The sequence below is a fragment of the Paenibacillus sp. FSL R5-0749 genome (genome assembly GCF_038595085.1).
In the GTDB taxonomy this organism is placed as follows: Bacteria; Bacillota; Bacilli; order Paenibacillales; family Paenibacillaceae; genus Paenibacillus.
This window is the reverse complement of record NZ_CP152005.1, coordinates 527,697-547,974: the sequence shown is the minus strand read 5'-3', so window position 1 is coordinate 547,974 and position 20,278 is coordinate 527,697. Positions and strand designations below refer to the sequence as shown.

Annotated in this window: 19 protein-coding genes and 1 pseudogene; 7 read left to right on the top strand and 13 right to left on the bottom strand. The window is 47.7% G+C overall.

The window, feature by feature from the left end:
* Positions 1-228: 228 nt before the first annotated feature.
* A complete protein-coding gene (locus MKY85_RS02600) occupies positions 229-693 on the bottom strand; it encodes an Rrf2 family transcriptional regulator (RefSeq protein ID WP_339239288.1) in 465 nt (154 codons plus the stop codon).
* A 431-nt stretch (positions 694-1,124) separates the two neighbouring features.
* On the opposite strand from MKY85_RS02600, the gene MKY85_RS02595 reads away from it, so the two are divergent.
* The 3 genes and pseudogenes from MKY85_RS02595 to MKY85_RS02585 all read left to right on the top strand — a co-directional run bounded on the left by MKY85_RS02595 (position 1,125) and on the right by MKY85_RS02585 (position 2,425).
* Positions 1,125-1,856: an MBL fold metallo-hydrolase gene (locus MKY85_RS02595; protein WP_339239287.1), complete on the top strand. Its 732-nt coding sequence runs from the start codon at positions 1,125-1,127 to the stop codon at positions 1,854-1,856.
* Positions 1,853-1,981: pseudogene (locus MKY85_RS02590) on the top strand (TetR family transcriptional regulator); the annotation flags it as partial. The gene MKY85_RS02595 and the pseudogene MKY85_RS02590, both read left to right, overlap by 4 nt.
* 51 nt (positions 1,982-2,032) lie before the next feature.
* Positions 2,033-2,425 carry a TetR-like C-terminal domain-containing protein gene (locus MKY85_RS02585; protein WP_342573257.1) on the top strand — a complete coding sequence of 131 codons (393 nt, stop codon included), beginning with the start codon at positions 2,033-2,035 and terminating at the stop codon, positions 2,423-2,425.
* Between the two features lie 818 nt (positions 2,426-3,243).
* Here MKY85_RS02585 and MKY85_RS02580 read toward each other — a convergent pair.
* The 3 genes from MKY85_RS02580 to MKY85_RS02570 are packed head-to-tail and all read right to left on the bottom strand — an operon-like array spanning position 3,244 to position 7,005.
* Positions 3,244-4,374 carry a hypothetical protein gene (locus MKY85_RS02580; RefSeq protein ID WP_342571706.1) on the bottom strand — a complete coding sequence of 377 codons (1,131 nt, stop codon included), beginning with the start codon at positions 4,372-4,374 and terminating at the stop codon, positions 3,244-3,246.
* A 53-nt stretch (positions 4,375-4,427) separates the two neighbouring features.
* On the bottom strand, positions 4,428-5,870 hold the full coding sequence (locus MKY85_RS02575; RefSeq protein WP_342571705.1) for a glycosyltransferase: 1,443 nt from the start codon (positions 5,868-5,870) through the stop codon (positions 4,428-4,430).
* Positions 5,851-7,005 carry a HEAT repeat domain-containing protein gene (locus MKY85_RS02570; protein ID WP_342571704.1) on the bottom strand — a complete coding sequence of 385 codons (1,155 nt, stop codon included), beginning with the start codon at positions 7,003-7,005 and terminating at the stop codon, positions 5,851-5,853. The genes MKY85_RS02575 and MKY85_RS02570 overlap by 20 nt, the downstream gene beginning before the upstream one ends.
* Positions 7,006-7,222: 217 nt before the next feature.
* Here MKY85_RS02570 and MKY85_RS02565 point away from each other — a divergent pair, with 217 nt between their 5' ends.
* The gene (locus MKY85_RS02565) at positions 7,223-7,708 is read left to right on the top strand and encodes a cytochrome c biogenesis protein CcdC (protein ID WP_338590424.1); all 486 of its coding nucleotides are present in this window, start codon (positions 7,223-7,225) and stop codon (positions 7,706-7,708) included.
* A gap of 120 nt (positions 7,709-7,828) precedes the next feature.
* On the opposite strand, the gene MKY85_RS02560 is transcribed toward MKY85_RS02565, so the two are convergent.
* Together MKY85_RS02560 and map are read right to left on the bottom strand one after the other, a co-directional pair.
* Complete coding sequence (locus MKY85_RS02560; protein ID WP_342571703.1) at positions 7,829-8,842, bottom strand: NADP-dependent oxidoreductase; 1,014 nt, start codon at positions 8,840-8,842, stop codon at positions 7,829-7,831.
* Positions 8,843-9,016: 174 nt separating this feature from the next.
* Positions 9,017-9,763: a type I methionyl aminopeptidase gene (map, locus tag MKY85_RS02555; protein ID WP_342571702.1), complete on the bottom strand. Its 747-nt coding sequence runs from the start codon at positions 9,761-9,763 to the stop codon at positions 9,017-9,019.
* A gap of 206 nt (positions 9,764-9,969) precedes the next feature.
* Here map and MKY85_RS02550 point away from each other — a divergent pair, with 206 nt between their 5' ends.
* Complete coding sequence (locus MKY85_RS02550) at positions 9,970-10,179, top strand: hypothetical protein (RefSeq protein ID WP_017690946.1); 210 nt, start codon at positions 9,970-9,972, stop codon at positions 10,177-10,179.
* Positions 10,180-10,496: 317 nt separating this feature from the next.
* On the opposite strand, the gene MKY85_RS02545 is transcribed toward MKY85_RS02550, so the two are convergent.
* From MKY85_RS02545 to MKY85_RS02535, 3 genes are all read right to left on the bottom strand, one after another.
* Positions 10,497-10,745 carry a hypothetical protein gene (locus tag MKY85_RS02545; protein WP_342571701.1) on the bottom strand — a complete coding sequence of 83 codons (249 nt, stop codon included), beginning with the start codon at positions 10,743-10,745 and terminating at the stop codon, positions 10,497-10,499.
* A gap of 161 nt (positions 10,746-10,906) precedes the next feature.
* Complete coding sequence (locus MKY85_RS02540) at positions 10,907-11,728, bottom strand: protein kinase (protein WP_342571700.1); 822 nt, start codon at positions 11,726-11,728, stop codon at positions 10,907-10,909.
* A 137-nt stretch (positions 11,729-11,865) separates the two neighbouring features.
* Positions 11,866-12,552, bottom strand: a complete 687-nt coding sequence (locus tag MKY85_RS02535) for a hypothetical protein (RefSeq protein ID WP_342571699.1) — start codon at positions 12,550-12,552, stop codon at positions 11,866-11,868.
* Between the two features lie 542 nt (positions 12,553-13,094).
* On the opposite strand from MKY85_RS02535, the gene MKY85_RS02530 reads away from it, so the two are divergent.
* Entirely contained in the window at positions 13,095-14,048 is a 954-nt protein-coding gene (locus tag MKY85_RS02530) for an L-lactate dehydrogenase (protein ID WP_339258566.1), read from the top strand.
* A gap of 155 nt (positions 14,049-14,203) precedes the next feature.
* Here MKY85_RS02530 and MKY85_RS02525 read toward each other — a convergent pair whose 3' ends face one another.
* Positions 14,204-16,912: a PAS domain S-box protein gene (locus tag MKY85_RS02525; protein WP_342571698.1), complete on the bottom strand. Its 2,709-nt coding sequence runs from the start codon at positions 16,910-16,912 to the stop codon at positions 14,204-14,206.
* Positions 16,913-17,252: 340 nt separating this feature from the next.
* Here MKY85_RS02525 and MKY85_RS02520 point away from each other — a divergent pair, with 340 nt between their 5' ends.
* The gene (locus MKY85_RS02520) at positions 17,253-17,813 is read left to right on the top strand and encodes a DapH/DapD/GlmU-related protein (RefSeq protein ID WP_342571697.1); all 561 of its coding nucleotides are present in this window, start codon (positions 17,253-17,255) and stop codon (positions 17,811-17,813) included.
* A gap of 95 nt (positions 17,814-17,908) precedes the next feature.
* Here MKY85_RS02520 and MKY85_RS02515 read toward each other — a convergent pair whose 3' ends face one another.
* The 3 genes from MKY85_RS02515 to MKY85_RS02505 are packed head-to-tail and all read right to left on the bottom strand — an operon-like array spanning position 17,909 to position 20,272.
* Entirely contained in the window at positions 17,909-18,643 is a 735-nt protein-coding gene (locus tag MKY85_RS02515; RefSeq protein WP_342571696.1) for an ABC transporter permease, read from the bottom strand.
* Position 18,644: 1 nt separating this feature from the next.
* A complete protein-coding gene (locus MKY85_RS02510; protein ID WP_339239273.1) occupies positions 18,645-19,361 on the bottom strand; it encodes an ABC transporter permease in 717 nt (238 codons plus the stop codon).
* Positions 19,358-20,272 (bottom strand): ABC transporter ATP-binding protein, encoded by a 915-nt coding sequence (locus tag MKY85_RS02505; RefSeq protein WP_339239272.1) that lies wholly within the window; start codon positions 20,270-20,272, stop codon positions 19,358-19,360. The genes MKY85_RS02510 and MKY85_RS02505 overlap by 4 nt, the downstream gene beginning before the upstream one ends.
* Between the last annotated feature and the right edge of the window lie 6 nt (positions 20,273-20,278).

Here is a 20,278-nt window from a genome sequence, read left to right as displayed (position 1 = left end):
AAGGATCTTGAAGTCAACTCTACCGAGTATTGCCTTCCGAAAATAACATCAGCGCAGACGCTCTCTCCTCATCTGTGTTCACGTTATGCCCGGAATCGCTTTAAAACCATCGATGGATCTTTCACCGGAGCATAAGCCCATACCATAACCAGTCGACCATATGAACCTTACCACCATGCCTGACTAAACCAAAGCCATATCTCGAAAGACCTTTGATTATGGAATCTGTCAGGACTTCTCTTTTACAGACAATCCGTCTAGTGATAAGTCACATGCATCGCCACGACCTATACGTTCTTTTACGTCCTGAATGGATATACGGTCAAAATAAGCGCTTAGCGCCTCTTCGCCCCCGTTATATATGTTCCCCATCACATCCTGCATATTGGAAGATACCACGCACGATGAACCGGACTCTCCTGAACACCAGCTTGGACCGAGTGAACCGCCGGCTACCAGTCTGTACAATTCACCAAGCTTAATCTCTTCACTTGCACGGCTAAGCAAGTACCCACCATGAGCACCTTCCTTGGTCGTCAGGTAACCATGCTTGCGCAGAACGCTTAGTACCTTACGGACTCTGGCCGGGTGTGTACCCACACTCTGGGACAAATCTTCACTATTGGCCATACACTCATCTCTCATCGACAGAAAAACAAGACAATGCACCGCTATGGTAAATTCGCTGTTCATTACTTACTCCCTTCCCGGCTTACAACACCGATGAACTTCACCCAAGGTAAGTATAACTGTCATTATATGAATAACAGTTATGTTTGTCAACTTTCACCCAGGATGGGGATCACATATGATTTTTCCTGTTATACCAATACTTACAGCTCATCCACACCATTAAGCTTGGATCAAGTTCTCATCTGCGTTTTAATCCAAAAAGAACAAAAAAAGTGAGCCTTTCGCTAGGCGAAGGGCTCCAATAAGATAGACATATGAAAGGGCTTACGTGATTATTATAATCGGTAATCTTCATTTTGAAAACGCTTTTTTTGTAAAGTGACTCATTATTTAAAAAAATATTTTTTAGAACAAAGTAAACTCTGGCTATTGCCAAAACTAATGTCATTAGTTATTATACTAATATCATTAGTTTTAAGGAGGATTCCTCGATGCGCATTACCCGAGAATTTGATGTCGTTCAGATTACGTTTTTTCCGAGACTCTTCCCTGTGAACGTATACCTGGTTGAAGAGGAAGATGGATTAACCCTGATTGATGCCGGAATACCATTCAGTCTTAAGGGCATCTTGGCAACTGCCCAGTCCCTTGGTAAGCCCATTACCAGGATCATTCTGACTCATGCTCATAGCGATCATATTGGTGCATTGGATCTTCTCAAAGAAGCACTGCCCCAAGCCGAGGTCTACATCTCCAGACGGGATGTTCGGCTATTGGAGGGAGATACTTCCCTTCTTCCCGGTGAGTCTCAAACCCCGGTACGCGGCGGCGTGCCCAAGCCCAAAGCAGTACGCACCCAGCCAGACCACTTGCTGGATGATGGTGACCAGATTGGTTCGCTGGCTGCCATTGCCTCACCAGGACATACGCCGGGGCATATGTCCTTCATGGATACGCGCAGCCGTGTGCTTATTGCTGGCGACGCGTACCAGCTGCAAGGCGGCCTTGCCGTATCCGGCCGCATGCGCCCGCTCTTCCCGTTCCCCGCGCTGGCGACGTGGAACCGCGAAGCGGCTCTGGCCAGCGCGAAGCGCCTGGCGGAGCTGGAACCGTCCGTACTGGCTGTAGGCCACGGACGGATGCTGCGCCAGCCCGCGGCCGCCATGCGCGCGGCAACCGCTGATGCTCAGCAGCGGTTCGGTCTTGCCGGGGGGCAATTATGAGCCCCCGGCAAGGGCTGGATCGCGGCGCTCTGCTCAGCGCCGCCGCCCAGCTTGCTGACAGCGACGGCTTTCAGGCGCTGACACTGGCCGCACTCGCCCAGCGTCTGGATGTGCGCTCGCCATCGCTCTACAACCACATCAGCGGACTTCCCGGGCTTCGCCAGGAAATGGCGCTGATGTCCGTACAACAGCTCAGCCGAGCATTAACCACGGCTACGGCTGACCGCACAGGCGACGATGCCATCCAGGCCATCGCTGCGGCATACATTGGCTTCGTTCGCGAGCACCCTGGGCTCTACGAAGCCTCATTTCATGCTCCGGACCGCGAGGAGCCACAGCTCGCTGCGGCCAGCACAGCCACACTGGAGCTGCTGCTGCACAGCTTGCAGCCCTACCCGCTAACCGAAGCAGACGCCTTGCACGCTGTTCGTGGTTTGCGGAGCCTCTGCCATGGATTTGCTTCCATTGAGGCACAGGGCGGCTTCGGCATGAATTTTGATCCAGACGAAAGTCTGCGTCTGACCGTATCCGCCTTCCTGCATGGACTCCGACATCTTCATCAGGACTAACAAAGCAAGCATTTCATCATGAAAAAGGACTGCAGATCCGCTGCAGTCCTTATTGCATTGCTGTGTACTACGGGTATCCCCCATGAATTCGACAATCATAATGTTATAGTTACGCCAATTACGCTAAGTACTTTCAACACAGTAACACCCACTTTGAACTCGACTTTCATCGCATTGCGTTATTTACCATTTCTGTTGATACCAAAGAAAAAGAGCGTTTTGGTTGCGAGATACCTTGAATGGTGCCTCTGACTAACCTGTAACTGAAATCTAACGAACCGAGGACACTCTATAACGACGATTAGAGTAATTAACAAAAACTAACGAACTCCACACGTCTTATTTCGCAGAAAACTCGCAGTTGAATAGTAAAAATGAGCATATTCCGTCATTTAACGTGTCTGTGATTCGTTAGATCTGCCAATGTACCCCATTGGGCCGAATAAGATGTGCTGGGTTCGTTAGATCGTGCTACGTACGGTACTTCTGATCATAATGCACACAGTAAGTAGTACCACTTTTTTAATACCATTTCTGCTATAGCTCACGCCGCCCGCAGTGGGATGATTCTTTTTACCAACCCCGCAACAAGTTTCATTACTCACTCATGGCAATGAGCGGCTGAAATAAATGTAAGTTTCCCAGTCCCATTTCACTTCGCAAACTGACCCTTGCTTAATCCGCCTTGGCACTCAACTACACTTTTACGCCTTACATCTACGCACCTTCTCTAATATGTACATCTCCCGTTCCTCAGTCGGGTAGAACGGCCTTTCGCCGTCTGTTCCCCATCCGAACGTTTTTTCTTTACAACCATCCTATGGCCATTGCTGCCGTCCATCCTGCACTTCCTCTAAAATATGCTTCATCACGGGCACATACACCTTCCAGTAGAACATGTCAGGAATATCTTTCTGATCTGGCGTAAGTTTGGACCGGACGACCTCCCATCCCCGAATTCGGCGCCAGAAGGAATAATGCTTCATCTCTCCGAATGACCCTGCCATGTAATACGATCGATTATAGTCGTCGTAGCGCACAAGTGCAGCAAATTCCGCAGGTATTCCTGCATTCGCCAGCTTCTGCTGGCCTGCCTCCGTCAGATCAGTCTTATACCAAGCCAATATGGAATCCTGTTGTTGCGGCAAAATGATATCAAACCAGCCACTGTATTGAATGTCCTGGCTTATGCCACTCCAATCTCTGCCTTCCTGTGTAAATGCAACCTGTACATCTCCTGTCTTTACGTCCGTGCCTTTCTCCAGCACGATAACCTGCCCATCTGAACCAACTAGCAGAATACCGGCTCCGGAATAAGGCCATTTTTTCTTCTCTCGCTGCTCATAACTCGCCTGAACCCACTGAGGGACTTCTTCCATGCTTTGCAGATTAGATACCGATTTCCCTTGCCATCCACTGCTGTTCACCCCCAAGATGGGATACAGCTGCTCTCTCGTCATCTTCGAAGCCGTATTCGCCATTGCACTGTATTCGGCAACAATCGTTACCCCTTTATACGCAGCCTCGCGAATCTTCTGGGTATCATATATCGTTAGTCCTTCATAGATTCCGTCTTGTTTCCGTCCCTTCTTCTGTGCAGACAGACTACTCCGGTTCGCCGTCAGATAGATCAGATCCGTATCAGTGACCTCATCTGGCAGCAGTTGCTTCATCCGGGGAAGCCCGTTCTGAATATCATAGCCGTAATAATCCTCTTCGTATGAGTAGTATTCCCCTGTGTGCTGTACAATCTTCTGCTGATTCAGAAGCCAGACTAATCCCTTATGCCCCTGATAGGACGAGTCTGGTCTGCTTTTGTCAATAATCATGATGTTCAGCGGGACAGGGGCCTGAGATTGCCACATAATCCAGGGGACAACCAGCACCACCGATACCACTGTAAAACAAGCCAGCGTCCACATCGTGGCTGGCCTGTAACTTTTTTTCATGAAGCATCTTCCTCCTTGCTTTGTTCCAAGGTATGGCCCAAGTTACCGTTAGATTACCCCAATCCATTCCTGATCTCCTTCTCCTCTGCCTTCCTCAATCCCATAGCATGCAAGATGCCAATCATACGAAATATATTGTTCAGCGGTCTGAACCAGAACGTCTCCGAACAAGCGTATACTAGCAGACGCGTCACCTCTCTGGACGTGTACGCTTTGCGTGAACACCATATTTCGAACATGACCATACCTGCGGAAAACAGTGAACCGTAGAGCATCAGCAGTAGAGCAATAATGATGCACAGGTTGATATCTACCAACTGAAGTCCTATGCCTGAGATGAACAGCAATAACGCTCCCAGTTCCATCACAGGTCCCAGCAATTCGATCAGAATAAAATACGGGATGGATACCATCCCCATCCAGCCGAAGGCTGGATTAAAAATCATGCTCCGCTGGGCCCATAGACTGCTCGCAAGCTGCATATACCAGCGGGTTCGCTGTCTGCGCAGCTGACGCCATGTACCCGGTACTTCTACCCTGCAGATCGGATCGGGAATGTATATAATACGACCCCGTTCCCGAATTCGCTTCATATGTTTTTGCAACCGCATCACAAGTTCCATGTGACCGGCCTGATCACCGCGCCTATAACCACCGACTTCCATCACCCGGTTCTTTTTGAATACACCGAATACTTGAGCCGTAAATAAAAGCACATTAATATTGTAACGAACGAGTCCCACACCGCCAATTAAAAAAGCACGCACGTATTCAATGCTTTGCATCACATACAACGTACTGCCCGTCGGTGTTGTGCTATTATCCGTCAATTCCGCATGAGCCGTATTTCTAGGAACCATAAGATCTACTCGTCCACTACAAGCAACGACCTCTTCTCCTGGTAGAGCATCCATAACGGGTTTCATAATCTTCACCAGTGCATCCCGTTCCAGAAATGTCCGGGGTCCAACAGAGGCGATATAAGGATATTGCGAGATATTCAGACCTGCATTTAAGGAGTCCATTCGTCCTCCATACGCCTTGTCGATCACAATCAGACGATGATGCAGCCTGGATTGGTAGACACCTTTAATCTGAGCCGTCTCCTGACCGAGTCCCGAGTAATGAACTTTACTCCGAATGGGCATCAGATCATAGGTTTCCATTAACCGCGGCATTGTTCCATCCTCTGATCCGTCATTAATGATAATAACTTCATAGCGTGCATATTGAATCTCCAATAGACCGTTAATTCGCTGCACGATCGTATTCTCGCTATTACGCGTCGGAACAAGCAGAGATACCGCCGGAGCCAATTCTTCGTCCAACATCTCATGATATTGCAGCGGGTCCAGATCCCTTCTCAGGATCATTGTGCGAGCGGCAGCAACTACCAGAACACTGCACATCACAATCGCTAGCACCAGATAGACAAATATCCCCTCGTAACATGCCAAAACAAAACTCCGCAGCATCTCAATCCATCTTTCGTCCATACTGCATCCTTTCCAGCGTTTCTTCCGCTATCTGCCTTGCATATCTATCCGGATGGTTTACAGCTGTATCCCGGAGTTCTTCAAGTCCCTGGTCGTAACGGGCGAGGGAATTCGCCGCCTCCTGTCTGATCTGAAAAGAAGGATCACCCATCATCACCTTCAGTCGAGGAATAAAAGCATCCGCATGAATATCGCCCATAAGCCGGGTCACTGTTAGTCTTTCAGAACGTTGTCTTTCCTCGCCAGCTTCGTTCCATACCAGCAATAGACCCTTCAGCATATCTTCACGGCATCTGCCCACTTGAGCCAATGCCTGATAAGCATGGGTACGCAGCAGTGCATCCTCTTCAAGAATGAGCTTATCCAGCAAAATAAAAGCACTCTCCGTCTGGTCATCCCGAATACGAATGGCATGGACGATATTGGACTGGACCTGATAAGGTACATTCTTGAAATGATCCTTCAGACGAGTCCAGGACGAATCGGTAAGCAGCAGCAGAATCTGCAGAACCTGCGAATTGGACCATACACATTGCTCACGCATCAATTCCTTCACAATTCGGAAATAACCGGTTCTGGCATATATGCGCAAAATGATGAAGCGTTCAAGCGGTGTGCAGGAGGTAACACGGAGCATATCCTCTAACCTCGGCAGAAGCTCCACCATATGAAACTGTTCAATATATAACAACGTGTTGACCCATTCACTCCACTTTCCCGTCTTCAGAACGGACCGGTATGAACTTCCGAAGACTTGCCAGGATAATAGACGAATTCGCAGAATCTCCTGCTCTACCGGACCTTGAGCGAGCCTTTCCAATAACAACTGCTGCAAAACGATCTGTTGATCTCCAGTCATATTCAATACATCTACACCGATTTCTCCGTTGTTCAGATATTGCTGTAGATATGAACCTTCTGCAAGTAATTCCTGCCTCAGTGTTGTCTTAACTTTTTCCCTGCGTTTGCTGTTATACTTCAACCATAAAATATAACTATAGATAACCAGCAAAAGAATCAGTACACTTGCACATATGAGGCTAACCACATGTACCAGCCAATCTGTATTACCTGCAAGCCATCCCGTATGATGTGAACCGATGAGCTTAGTATACATCCATTGTTGTCCAATCATTGTATGATTTCCCCTTAATCGAATAAACGGCCTTACAACGGGCACAATAATACAAAAATTTCAAATAAACCCTGTGAATACATATCGGGTATATGATACACTAAGCTTTCTATCGGCTATATGCGTTTGTGATATAATAGGAACTGAAAATTCCGGCAATTCGTACTGGGTTCCGGATCTACGGATAATATATTATTCCAGAAAGAGGGAGTTCTACGTGGCTCAAATCAGTCCGTACTACCTGCAAATTGGAGCAACCGTGGGCATGCTCGTCATGGCACTGCTTGCCATCTTCATCCGCATGAAAGCCAGTCACAGACCGGTGACCATTCGCAAAATCCTTATTCCCCCGCTCGGCATGAGCACAGGATTTCTTATGTTTGTTGTACCGGAGACACATATTCCTTTACTCTGGGCATTCATTGCATTTCTGGTGGGCTGGTTCCTTTTCTCCTATCCCCTCATTCGCAGTACACGGTTTGAACGAGTAGGTGAAGAGATTTTCGCCACGCGCTCCCGCAGCTTTGCTTTCATTCTGCTTGGATTGCTGGCCGTACGCTTAATTCTGCATGAAGTCATTCAGCGATATGTAAGCATTCCGCAAACAGGCGGACTATTCTTCCTATTGGCCTTCGGCATGATTGTACGCTGGCGTGTATATATGTACAAACACTACAAAGAAGTGCTGGTTGCCGAACACTAGTCATCATAAGCAGCCCACACACAGATCTACAGAAAAAAGACACGTTCTGATACACCATCGGTGTGCAGAACGTGTCTTTTCGTTTTCATCTACTTATTAAATTGTAAAACCATGCGATATCTATTCTGGATCTGCAACCTTAACCAGCTGCTTGCCCAGATTATCTCCAGAGAATAGGCCCATGAATGCTTCTGGCGTCTGTTCAAACCCGTCCACAATGTTTTCTTCATACTGGAGATGACCTTCCTTGATCCATTTCGCCAACTTGGCGCGGCCTTCCTTGAAGGATTTGGTGTAGTCACCCAACAGGAACCCTTTCATTAATGCTGTATTGGTTAAGAGCAACGTCTGTGGACGCATCCCGATATCCGGTTTCTCCAGATTATAAGACGAGATCTGACCGCATAACGGAATACGTGCATTCCGATTAATGTGGCGCAAGACTGCATCCGAGATGTCGCCGCCCACATTGTCGAAGTAGACGTCCACGCCATCCGGGCAAGCCCGTTCAATGGCCGCTGATATATCCGGCTCTTTCTTGTAGTTCAATACCACGTCGAAGCCCAGTTTTTCTTTCAAATAGACGCATTTCTCATCAGAGCCTGCAATACCGACTACGCGTGCTCCTACGATTTTACCAATCTGACCTGCGATCATGCCTACCGCTCCGGCTGCTCCCGATACAACAACCGTTTCGCCGTCCTTCGGCTTTCCAATATCTTCCATGCCAAAATAAGCTGTCAGACCCGTCAGGCCCAGTGCGCCCAGGTATGCCGTGATTGGTGCCTCTTCGGTATCAATCAGCGACAAATCCGTTGTATTCACTGCGGCGTATTGTTGCCAGCCCCACATGCCGGATACGAGATCTCCTTTGCGCAGATTAGGTTCCGAAGATTCCACAACCTGCCCAATGGCTCCACCCTTAATCACTTCATTCAACGCGTACGGTGCAGCATAGGACTTTGTATCTTTCATGCGGCCCCGCATGTACGGATCGACCGACAAATATAATGTACGTACCAGGACTTGCCCAGCTTCCGGTTCAGGAAGAGGTGCATCAATAAATTTGAAATTTCCTCTGGATGGGGCACCTTCGGGACGAGACGCAAGTACGATCTGTTTATTTACAGACACCAAAATTACCTCCTTGTTGCCAAGTGGACGCAAGGTTAACCCTTGTCAGCTGAGATCCCTCACCACTGGCTCTGTGTTATCACTTCTTATTAGTTTAAACCGAAACAGGCGGATCACAAACGTGGGCCGCCTTGAAATATGCAAATATCGTCACATTGTAGCTGCTTTTAGCTATTATTGTGCTGTCAAAATCACAGGACCGTCTGCTGTGATCGCAATCGTATGTTCATACTGGGCAGACAGACTTCCATCCATAGTACGTGCAGTCCATCCATCCGAATCCAGCTTGCTGCGATACGTACCAATGTTCAACATCGGTTCAATCGTAATAACCATACCTTCCTTCAGACGTGGACCCCGATGTGGCGGACCATAGTGAGGGACTTGTGGTTCCTCATGCATCTTCTCACCAATGCCGTGTCCAATAAACTCGCGTACAACCGACATACCTTCACCCTCTGCATAGACTTGAATGGCATGGGAGATATCGCCGATCCGGTTACCCACCACGGCCAATTCAATACCTTTGTACAGTGACTTTTTGGTTACATCCAGCAGATGTTGCGCTTCTGGGGTTACTTCACCTACAGCATATGACCAAGCCGAATCGGCGAGCCAGCCATTCAGATTAACCACCATGTCGATGGTAACGATATCGCCGTCTTTCAGTGCATATTTTCCCGGAAACCCATGACAGATCACATCATTAACCGACGCACATGTCGCATATTGGTATCCGTTATATCCCTTTTGTTCCGGCGTAGCGCCATTTTTCTTCATAAAAGCCTCTGCAAACTGGTCGATCTCCTGTGTCGTAATGCCCGGACGAATCATCTTTGCAATTTCTCTATGGCACGCGGCGAGAATTTCTCCGGCTTTTTTCATATATTCAATCTGCTCTTTGGTCTTCAACGTAATCATAACAACTACTCCTGTCCGTTAAAATCTTATCCTGTCCTCTATTGTAACGCTAAACGCGCAAAATAAAAAATGTCGTGCAACAGCAACATCCTATTATACGCCAAGCTCCTGTCCAATGAATACAATTATCCATGAAAAACTCGAAACCCCTTCGGATCTGGCCACGTATATGGTTAAAACAGTTGAAGTCGAAAGGGTGAAAGCTCATGTTCAAAAAAATCATCGGTAAACTTATCGATTCCAAATCTTCATCTCACCGCAAACGTTACAGTTCTTCGGACAGACGCTCATATAAACGTCACAGCAGTTCCTCCGGCAAGCGTTCCTACAAGCGCTATTCTTCTTCGGATGTGAAATATAGGGACAGCCGCAGTGGCTCCGGGTATTACAAAAGCAGAAAATACAGCTCCAGCTAAGCGGCCTTTACTCCTGCTACTAAAAAGTAATCATCAGCCTGCTCAGTGGACAGGTCCATATATCAATGATGTAACAAAAATAAAGGGGTGTTCGCTAGCCATACACACGGCTAACAGAACACCCCTTTATTGTTTCTTTATATGTATGTATCAATTTTGCTGATTTTGATGTCTTAATGCCTCAATGAAGCAAATTCGCTTATCCACCGAGAACGAGTAATACACTTTAAATAGAGCTTTGTTTCTTCCTGAGTGAAACGAACACTGCCGATTTGAGCGAGAGCCTGTCTTGCTGAAGGTGTCCACTGGATCAACATCTATAAATTCCCTTTTTCAATTGCGTCAATTATATCATCTGTGGAGTAGACCCTACCCGAAGAGATATCCTTCTTGGCATGTAAAATTAAAGTTTTGAGTTCGTGATCACTTTCTATTTCTTCCTGAACGACGTTTTCCAGCGACTTGATTAAATAATGCTTTCCTTCGATATCCACAATGGTATCTTTTTTGCTATGAAACCACGTTTTGAATAATTCGGCATGATCGCCTTCCAGTTTTTTAAGCATATGATGAATCGCCTCCTTCAACGTATAATTGTTATTCATTATATCATTCAACCCACTGTTCTGATACGTTATGCATGTATCAGTAAAAAGGAAAAAGACCCCTACAGATATCATACGAAGAGGTCACGAATAACCAATATAGGTCCGCCTATAGAACTTATTCATCTTACCTTCATCAACACACGTTCCATCTCTGCCCGTAACTCCATTGCTCCGCCTTCATAACCCGGGCGAAGTCCCAGGAGCCGCTCCAGCATCTGGTGCAATTCCGGCGTAAGCTTAAGTTCCTCCTGCCAGCTGGCAGGTTCACGACCCTTCTCTGGCTCGTAAGCCGAATACAGCATAAAGAGAAGAAAGTGGCCGATATCCTGCAAGTCATGATCCGGTGTAGCGGGTTCATCTTCAGGCTCAGGGACTTCACGCATACGTCGCTTTAACTCCGGCAACAACGGCTCCCCCAAGCGTCTCGCCAGGCCAAAGTCAATTAGATGCACCTTCCCTTCACGTAAAATAACATTGGGAATCCGCACATCTCCATGAATATATCCCTGCTCATGCACATGAGCCACTGGCGCCAGTAGTTGACCAGCCAATTCCAGACATTCCCGCTCCGTATATCGAAGACCTTGCTCAAATATGCAATCTTCCAGCGTCTGGCCACGAATATACTCGGTAACGATATAACTTCGTCTCCCGAATGTGAACACATCCAATAGATCGGGAATCGCCGGATGATGCAGAAGTTTCATCACGTCCGCCTCCCGCTCCAGCAGATGTGCAGCGAGTCTTCCCTTGCTGGGCTTGGACTCCTTCAACGCCACTTCCCTGCCGTTCTGCTCATCTGTACACAGGTATGTCAGCCCATAGCTCCCCATACCCAGCAATTCCTGTATTGTATATCGCTCAGCAAGGGCCGTCCCTTTCCGACGAGGACGGTCTGTCCACAGTCCGAGCAATCTTTGCCAAATTCGTCGCAGCTCCACAGATCCTCCCACACCAGCTTTCCGAACTCATCCCGGTCTGTTTCTATACCGAGCGATCCATGGCCAGTCTTCATGTTGTATGGAGCTTATTATATCAGGCCGATCATGCAAAATCACGATGAGCCATAGTCCGTTGCTTAAGCTTCCTTATGCTTCTTGGGCAGGAATCCAAACAACATACGCAGGGATACTCCTTTGGGTTTGCGTTTTCTTCCCTGGAAACTGCGCAGATTGGTCACGAGTTCGCGATCTCGCTCTTCCTCCAGCTTCTCATTCATCCATAGGCGTTGTTTCTCCATCTGTTCCTGCAGGGCCATATGCGTCTCTGCCAAGTGCTGAAGTGTCAACTCCAATTCATCAACCCGCTGTTGCAGCAACTGTACCCGATCGTCCTGCTGCTGTTCTACAGCACCGTATGTTACCTCACTTACCAGTTGTCCCAGACCCTCATAGGATCTCAGATTGCCGATGGATTCCGGGCCCTCAGGAGATGTTGATGGCATGACTGTCGCTGCACATTCGGACTCTGAAAGACCTTCAATCCCCACCACAGGTACATCTATTTCCGCTACAGCTACAGGTGCCTCTGGGGCCAAGACAGTCACCACAGCATCAGCCAAGGGCAGATTATGCTCTCTGAGTTCGGTCATGAGGCGTTCAATGCACTCGATGTCGTCGGACTTGAATAGTCTGGATTTGTTGGCGGAACGTTCGAACCGGTATCCCTGCTCTTCCAGTGCCGCCGCATATTTACGAAGAGTACTGGCACCTATGCCCAGGCTCTTGGCCGTTTCCGTCGTTGCTCCTGCTTCTTCAATCATCATTAATTCCCTCCCGGAATGAAGTCTTTTGGGAATCCATTTCATAATACCTTTAGTGAGTTATGAATGGACTCTTGGATAAAACATTACGGCTTCAGCGTTCCTTTTTGGAACCGTCATCGGATCGGGGCAACCTGTCTCATGGATCAAGTATGTTAATCTTTTGCTTGTCCGTATGTATTCGTCGGCTTCTCGGCAGATCCCTTTGACGGTTTTGTTCTGTTTCTGCGGATTCCTAAGAAGTTTTGTCAGGTATATATTCCGCACAAATAACCCCGAATCCGACAACGAGCATGAATGCTGTCATGTCGAATGACACAGGTGCAAATGCCGTCAAATCATATGATTATGAATTATTCATGTCAATTTTGTTAACTCCGTTACTCCAATACGCTCCCGCGATAGCGGATATCATTGCTGTACTGCTTTTTCGTGTGTTATCTTATGTAACGTAGAAGTGCATTCCGGCATAAAATAAAGAACTATACTTAACATAGAACGCGTTAGTAACGGAAAATATCAATCTAATTGGGGGCTGAACGGAAGTGTTAGGCAAATCAGGTAAAGTAGCGGTGATCGGGGCGGGCCTTGTCGGTTCAAGTTGTGCGTATTCCATGATCAATCAATCCATATGCAGAGAAATTATGATGGTTGACCGGACGTATGACCGTGCCGTAGCACAGGCACTGGATTTCTCCCATTGTATGGACTTTACACATAACCGAACCAAAGTATATGCGGGCACGTACGCGGATTGTGGCAATATGGATGTGATTATCTTAACCGCAGGGGCGAATCCGAAGCCAGGACAGACACGGCTGGATATTTTGGAGGAAGCAGAGTCCATCGCCAAAGACATCGTGGTTCCCATCATGAACAGTGGATTTAACGGGATTTTTGTCGTCGCTGCTAATCCGGTTGACATAGTAACTTATATGGTATGGAAGTTATCAGGTCTTCCCCGTGAGCATGTTATCGGCACAGGGACGTCCATTGACTCTTCACGACTCAAAACGCTGCTGTCTGAAGTCTTCTCCATCGATCCACGCAGTGTGCATGGTTATGCGCTCGGGGAGCATGGAGAATCCCAGTTCGTGGCCTGGTCACATGTGACCATTGGTGGCAAACCGATTATGCACATTTTGGATCAGCACAAGGAGCGCTTCAAACATCTGGATCTGGACGATATTGCCCGCAAAACGAAGGATGCCGGTTGGGAGATCTTTACCCGTAAAGGCTCTACTCAATTCGGAATCGGCAATGCCCTCGCGCACATTACCCGTTCAATCCTCAATGATGAACACAAGATCATCGCCGTATCCGCTATTCTGGATGGTGAGTACAATCAACATAATGTCTGCGTCGGTGTTCCTGCAATCATCGGAGGAGATGGCATTCAAGAGGTGATTGAATTGAATCTGGATGCGGCGGAACGCCAAAAATTCAATAATTCCTGTGAGATACTATCCGGCAATATCAATCGTCTCACATTAGCATAACTCATTCGTGTACCACTCTACTTCGATATGCTTCGGCTCATCTTGAAAAGCCTGTCAACGCAAACACGCCAATCACACTCCATCTGAGGAGTATGATTGGCGTGTTTGCGTTTGTTATTTTCACAGCTACATCGTTATCGTTAACAGATCGTTATTCAGTTCGGTGCAAGCTGGGGTTCGTCCCTTGGCCCCCATTGCTGTAACACCCGTTTCAACTCACTTAGCATGACCGGTTTGCTAATAAAATCACGCATACCAATCTCCAGACAAGCTTCCTTATCCTCACGTTTGGCATTGCCTGTAACTGCAATGATTGGAGGTATACGATCCCTTGGAATCAGGCGGTGTAACAGGTCTGTCGCCTTAAGTCCATCCATCACCGGCATATGAATATCCATCAGAACAATATCATAAGCATTCTGAGAGATGGCATCAATTGCTTCTACGCCGTTGGTACACACATCTGCCTGGTACCCCAGCTTCTCCAGATATTCTCGCAAAATCTTGCGGTTCACTGGATGATCCTCTGCCACCAGAATACGCATGGCGACCTTGTCACTCTGACGTGTACGATCATGATGGAACTGACTTGCTGTCTGTTCGGCTGAAGCATCTACACTTGCCGCAGGAACAGCAAATCGGAAGGTTGAGCCTTCCCCTTCTGTACTCTCGACACTAATACTACCTCCCATGATCTCCACGAGTCGCTTGGAGATGACCAGTCCCAGCCCCGTACCACCATATTTACGGTTAATCACCGGATGCAGTTGAGAGAAGGACTGGAACAACTGATCCAGCTTGTCAGCCGGGATGCCAATTCCCGTATCTTGCACAGCAAAATCAAGCACGCTATCTTCAGGCTTTCTGCCTTTGATAATATCCACGGTAACATCAATGCTTCCCTGATCCGTGAACTTAAGCGCATTGCCAACCAAGTTCACCAGAATCTGCCGGATACGTATGGCGTCACCAACCATGAATTCAGGGATGCTTGGATTGAGACGATATCTGATTTCCAGATGTTTCTCATCTGCGCGGGGTTTAAACAGTTCGGCAACCTGTTCCAGCATCTTACGTAATGCAAACGGCTCATAAGCCAAGGCCATTTTCCCGGATTCCAGCTTACTAAAGTCCAAAATATCATTAAGGATGTTCAGCAGTGCATCACCACTATCCTGAATAATCTCGGCATATTCACGCTGTTCTTCCGACAGATCGGTACCGATCAATAATTCGGTCATCCCCACAATCCCGTTCATCGGTGTCCGGATCTCATGGCTGACCATCGACAGAAATTCCGACTTGGCCTGAGCTGCCAGCTCAGCCGTCTCTTTAGCACGTACAATTTCACGCTCGCCAGTCACGTCATTAAACACAACCACCGCGCCCTGAATCTGTCCCTGTTCAATAATCGGCGTCACCTGGTACTGCACCAGAAAGCTGCTGCCATCTTTACGCCAGAACACATCTTCTTTGATTGAACGACTTTGTCCATCCAGCACGGTCATGTGGATCGGGCACTCTTCTATTGGGAAATGACTTCCATCTGCACGAGTGCAATGGATAATCGGATGTGAATTCTTGCCAATGAACTCTTGCGCCTCATAACCGAACATGGAGGCTGCTGCAGGGTTCATAAACATGGTGACTCCATCCGCATCCAAACCATATATTCCTTCTGTCACCGTGTTAAGGATCAGCTCATGTTGCTTGCTTAGCTCCTGAATCCGTTCCGTGTATTCCTTACGTTCGGTAATATCGGACACGATACCATAGACGCCTACCATTTCCTTATCCACAATAATGGGCACATTCGTAACGGATACTTCAATCTTCCGACCTCTGGAATTGACGATTCGGGTCTCATAATACTGAGGTTCACCCTTCTTCACCATTTCAAAATAGTGTTCGCCGTACTGCACTTCACATTTATCCAGATTGGATAGAAAAGATTTGCCAATCAGCTTATTACGCGGAATATCCAGCATTTGCACAAGTTTGCTGTTCACAGCACTATACTTGCCTTCCAGATTCAACGAATACACAGCTGCCGGATTATGTTCGAACAGCGATCTGTATCGCTGACGACTTTCCCGAAGACGTCTGTCCGCATCCTTATGCTGGGTAATATCCCTGCTGATGCTTACAATCTGGACACTCTTGCCACGCTCTTCGGTCACAGGCTTCGCCAAGGTCTCCATCCAGATATAGTGTCCCTTCTTGTGCAACACACGCATCTTGCAGCCATTGCCGATCTTGGAAAGATCCATAGGGTCCGGGTAATCTCCCGGATAACAATAATCCTTGAAGGACTTTCCTGTGACTTCCTCCGGCTTATAACCCAGCAAGGTGTGCACAGAAGGTGAGACATATAACAACTCTCCATCTATAGCACAAGTCGTAATCAGATCTTGTGCATGGTCAGCCAGCACCTGATATTTCTCCTGTGCCTCCTTAAGCTCACGTTGCACTCTCAGGATATCGGTAACATCTTTGGCAATACCATAGATTCCTACAACTTCGTTTCCATCCGTTATAGGCACATACGTGATCTCTGCTTGTTTCAGGGAACCATCTTTATGATAAAAGGTAATGGAATTACTGACTGAACGTCCAGCCAGTACCTCTTTAATATATTCATTGCGTAAATTTGCACTGTCCGGAGGACAGAGCTGATTCTGATTCATACGAATCAAGCCATCCAGTGTATACCCCGACATCCGCTCCACCGAGGGATTAGCATCAATATAATTTCCATGGATGTCCATCACATAAATGGCATCCGGGTGGTTAAAAAACAGTGATTGGTAAGAACTTCCCTCAGAAATAATGCGCTTCAGGGTTTCCGTTTTATTAATATCCAAGGCTTACCCCTCTTTTCTCAGCCAATATCTTCATCTAACAACAGGGATATATTATCCCTTGCCGAAATGGGCCTACCCTCGAATAACCATGTAAGCCTGCCTAGAAACAGCTTTTTTTATTTTACCAGATTCTCGTCTCATTTTGCTTACAATCTATGATTTAATTCACATGTTGTGTGATGTAATACTTGGAATTTTAATTTTTGCTTAGAAGGCGTTTCCTAATGCATGTAAGTTATATAAGGTAGAAAGCCACGACATAAAATTAACGATACATTTTGTATCAAACAGGCTATAATCGTTAAAAAACGTTTTTGACGAAGGTGAGGATGAATGAATCATGCTGCCCAACAGAGTTAAAATTGCCTATGGCAAATTAAGAGGCTTGACCATTTTTGGTAAAATTCAGCCCTCAATGGGCCTACTGCCACGGATCAGGGGAAAAGTATATCTCAATAAACATGGTGATTTGCAGGTGGGAAAGCGGCTTAACATCATAGGTAAACCTTGGGGAACCCAACTAACTGTGGTCAAAGGGGCGCGATTAACGATTGGCGATGACGTCATGATTAATGCCGGTGTGGGGATCGCCGCCAACGTAGAGGTGACCATCGGTAATAACGTCATGATCGGGCCTCGAACAAGCATATTTGACAGTGCTTATCACCGAATTGATTCACTGGATGATGGGAGCCAGACTGCCAAGCGAATTGTCATTCAGGATAATGCCTGGATTGGTACAGGCGCGCTCATTCTGCCCGGCGTGACAATTGGCAGGAATGCCGTCGTGGCAGCTGGAAGCACGGTGACCAAAGATGTACCCGAGAATACACTTGTAGCCGGAGCGCCGGCCAAAATCATTCGGGAACTGACCATTCATGACGGTTGGGTAAGACATTAGAAAAAATCCCCTCAAGCTCACATACAATAGAACGTTGCATGTTTTGCTTAAAAGAGGATCTTGGCCATAGGATAACTAGGGATATATTCAATTATTCAGATTTCTTTCTTCGCAAAATACAGCATACCAATTCCTATGAAAATGACAGCACTGCCCCCAACGACTGACAACAGCGTCAGCAGCGGTACGTTATAGGCTCCGAAACCTCCGCCGTCTACGGGTGTCATCAGAATCATCGGTTGCGCCCAAGGATAATACGGTCCATATGCCGCTGAGTTGACGATGAGGATATTGGGCACGGTCAGTGCAAAATTCAATGCGAGCGGTGCAGCAAAGCTGCTCCACACGAGAGAAACGAACATCTGCAGGGCAGCCAGTGGTACACAGGCCAACAGCCCAAGCAGCAGTTTGCTCGCCAAGAATCCCCAAGGTATTGGCATCGTAATGCCATGGATCATGCCTGCCAGCAGAATGGATATCAACAACAACACTTGTGTACCCGCCAGAAGCATAAGTACAATCGTCAGTTTGCCTGCGTATACACCTGAACGTGTGAGCGGCAGAACCAGCATCTGCTTCCACCCTCCTCCTGCATGTTCGAAACGACAGACAAAGGACGTAAACACGCCAGTCAGCATCGGCAACAGGAGTAATCCGTGCAAGAAGACCATGGTGCCCATCAAAACCTGCCAACTCCCTGATGGAGTGGACAACAGTCCGATGAGCAGTGCAATAAGTGGACTTAACAGAATCAGGAGCCATATGGGTGACTTGCCCATCTTCAAGCGCTCAGCCGATAGAATGCGAAAATACGTTGTCGCAAAGCTCATATCAGGCCACATCCTTCCGGCTAAAATGCACCATACCCAACAACAGGATCAAGAGACCCAGACCTGCCCCCATGCCTGCATACAGATATGGATTAGGTCCATTCCAAGCCATCTGTGCCCAAGCAAGTGGAAAATACGGTGAGATACTGAGCGCGAACATGCCTGTTATCGCGAGAACAATTCCCAGAGTGACGGGAAGCGCCTGATTTTTATTGACCATTGTGAGCCATAACTCCAACGACAACACGGGAAGCGCACCAGCTAATGGCAACAGCCCCAGCTTGATGGCATGCGTCCAAGGGATCTCACTGGCATGGAATCCGAGGATCAGACCCAGACCTATAATTCCTGCGGTTAGTAGTAGGCAGGAGATTACCAGCAGCAGACAAGCCAGCAAGAACTTGGCCAGATACACGGCCGGTCTTGAAATTGGCATCGCTAGCAACTGTTTCCACGATCCTTGTTCATGCTCGACACTCGCGATCATGGAGCTGAGAATGGTTGCTCCCAGCATCAGGGACAACGGTACAAAGACAACTACATTGCCGAGCAATCCGCCCCACAGGTTATCCGCATACTGTTCTTTCAGATAGTCCAACCGTAAGCCAAAATTAAGCGCCTGCATCGCTGTCAATCCAAACGGGGCCAGAAAAACGAGAAACCAAATTCCCTTGCCCCGAATCTTGAGCCAGTCCGAGGATAATGCACGTCCGGTCATATGGAAGCCCCCTCGCCAATGACCCGCATAAACAGATCTTCCAGCGACTGACGCTGTTCCTCAACACGATACACATCATGATCCTGTTCAATTAATCGGCGCACAAGCAGTGCAACCGAAGGGTTATCCATATAAGGGAACGTTAACGCAGAACCTTGTCGCTGACCAAATTGCCCCTGCTCTCTCGCCAGTTTCATGGCCTCTTCCGGCTCGGAAACCGTTAAGCGGATAGAACTACCCGTCTGACTATGCAGACTCGCAATGGTATCCTGGAGCACCATCTTGCCTTCACGGATAATGCCGACACGACTTGCCATCTGTTCGACTTCACTCAACAAGTGGCTGGAAACGAGAACGGTAATGCCATGTTCCAGAGGCATGCGTTTGATCAGTTCACGAATCTCCTGAATACCGGCCGGATCAAGCCCATTCGTTGGTTCGTCCAGAATCAGCAGCTCCGGTTCACCCAGCAAAGCGCTGGCAATACCCAGACGTTGCTTCATGCCAAGGGAATACCCCTTCACTGAACGTTTGGCATCCTTAGTCAGATCTACAATGGACAGCACTTCAGCAATTCTTGATTTCGGGACATTGAGGATGCGGCGCAAAGTTTCGAGATTCTCTACCGCATTCAGATGTCCGTAATAAGAAGGGTATTCCACTAGGGAACCCACACGGCGCAGAATGTCCATGCGCTCCTTGCGGATATCCTTGTCAAAGACACGGATCACGCCTTTGGTTGGTTTAATCAAGCCGAGAAGCATGCGAATCGTTGTTGTTTTGCCGGCACCGTTGGGACCGAGGAAGCCGTAGATATCTCCCTTTTTAATATGCAGATCAAGTTCACGGACCGCTGCACGGTCCCGGTATGTTTTCCATAGATTCGCTGTTTGAATAATATTTTCACTCACTGTATG

Coding starts and splice junctions, on each gene's coding strand:
- MKY85_RS02600 (WP_339239288.1), bottom strand. CDS start 693: ATGAACAGCGAATTTACCATAGCGGTGCATTGTCTTGTTTTTCTGTCG.
- MKY85_RS02595 (WP_339239287.1), top strand. CDS start 1,125: ATGCGCATTACCCGAGAATTTGATGTCGTTCAGATTACGTTTTTTCCG.
- MKY85_RS02585 (WP_342573257.1), top strand. CDS start 2,033: ATGTCCGTACAACAGCTCAGCCGAGCATTAACCACGGCTACGGCTGAC.
- MKY85_RS02580 (WP_342571706.1), bottom strand. CDS start 4,374: ATGAAAAAAAGTTACAGGCCAGCCACGATGTGGACGCTGGCTTGTTTT.
- MKY85_RS02575 (WP_342571705.1), bottom strand. CDS start 5,870: ATGGACGAAAGATGGATTGAGATGCTGCGGAGTTTTGTTTTGGCATGT.
- MKY85_RS02570 (WP_342571704.1), bottom strand. CDS start 7,005: ATGATTGGACAACAATGGATGTATACTAAGCTCATCGGTTCACATCAT.
- map (WP_342571702.1), bottom strand. CDS start 9,763: ATGATTACGTTGAAGACCAAAGAGCAGATTGAATATATGAAAAAAGCC.
- MKY85_RS02550 (WP_017690946.1), top strand. CDS start 9,970: ATGTTCAAAAAAATCATCGGTAAACTTATCGATTCCAAATCTTCATCT.
- MKY85_RS02545 (WP_342571701.1), bottom strand. CDS start 10,745: ATGCTTAAAAAACTGGAAGGCGATCATGCCGAATTATTCAAAACGTGG.
- MKY85_RS02535 (WP_342571699.1), bottom strand. CDS start 12,552: ATGATGATTGAAGAAGCAGGAGCAACGACGGAAACGGCCAAGAGCCTG.
- MKY85_RS02520 (WP_342571697.1), top strand. CDS start 17,253: ATGCTGCCCAACAGAGTTAAAATTGCCTATGGCAAATTAAGAGGCTTG.
- MKY85_RS02515 (WP_342571696.1), bottom strand. CDS start 18,643: ATGAGCTTTGCGACAACGTATTTTCGCATTCTATCGGCTGAGCGCTTG.
- MKY85_RS02510 (WP_339239273.1), bottom strand. CDS start 19,361: ATGACCGGACGTGCATTATCCTCGGACTGGCTCAAGATTCGGGGCAAG.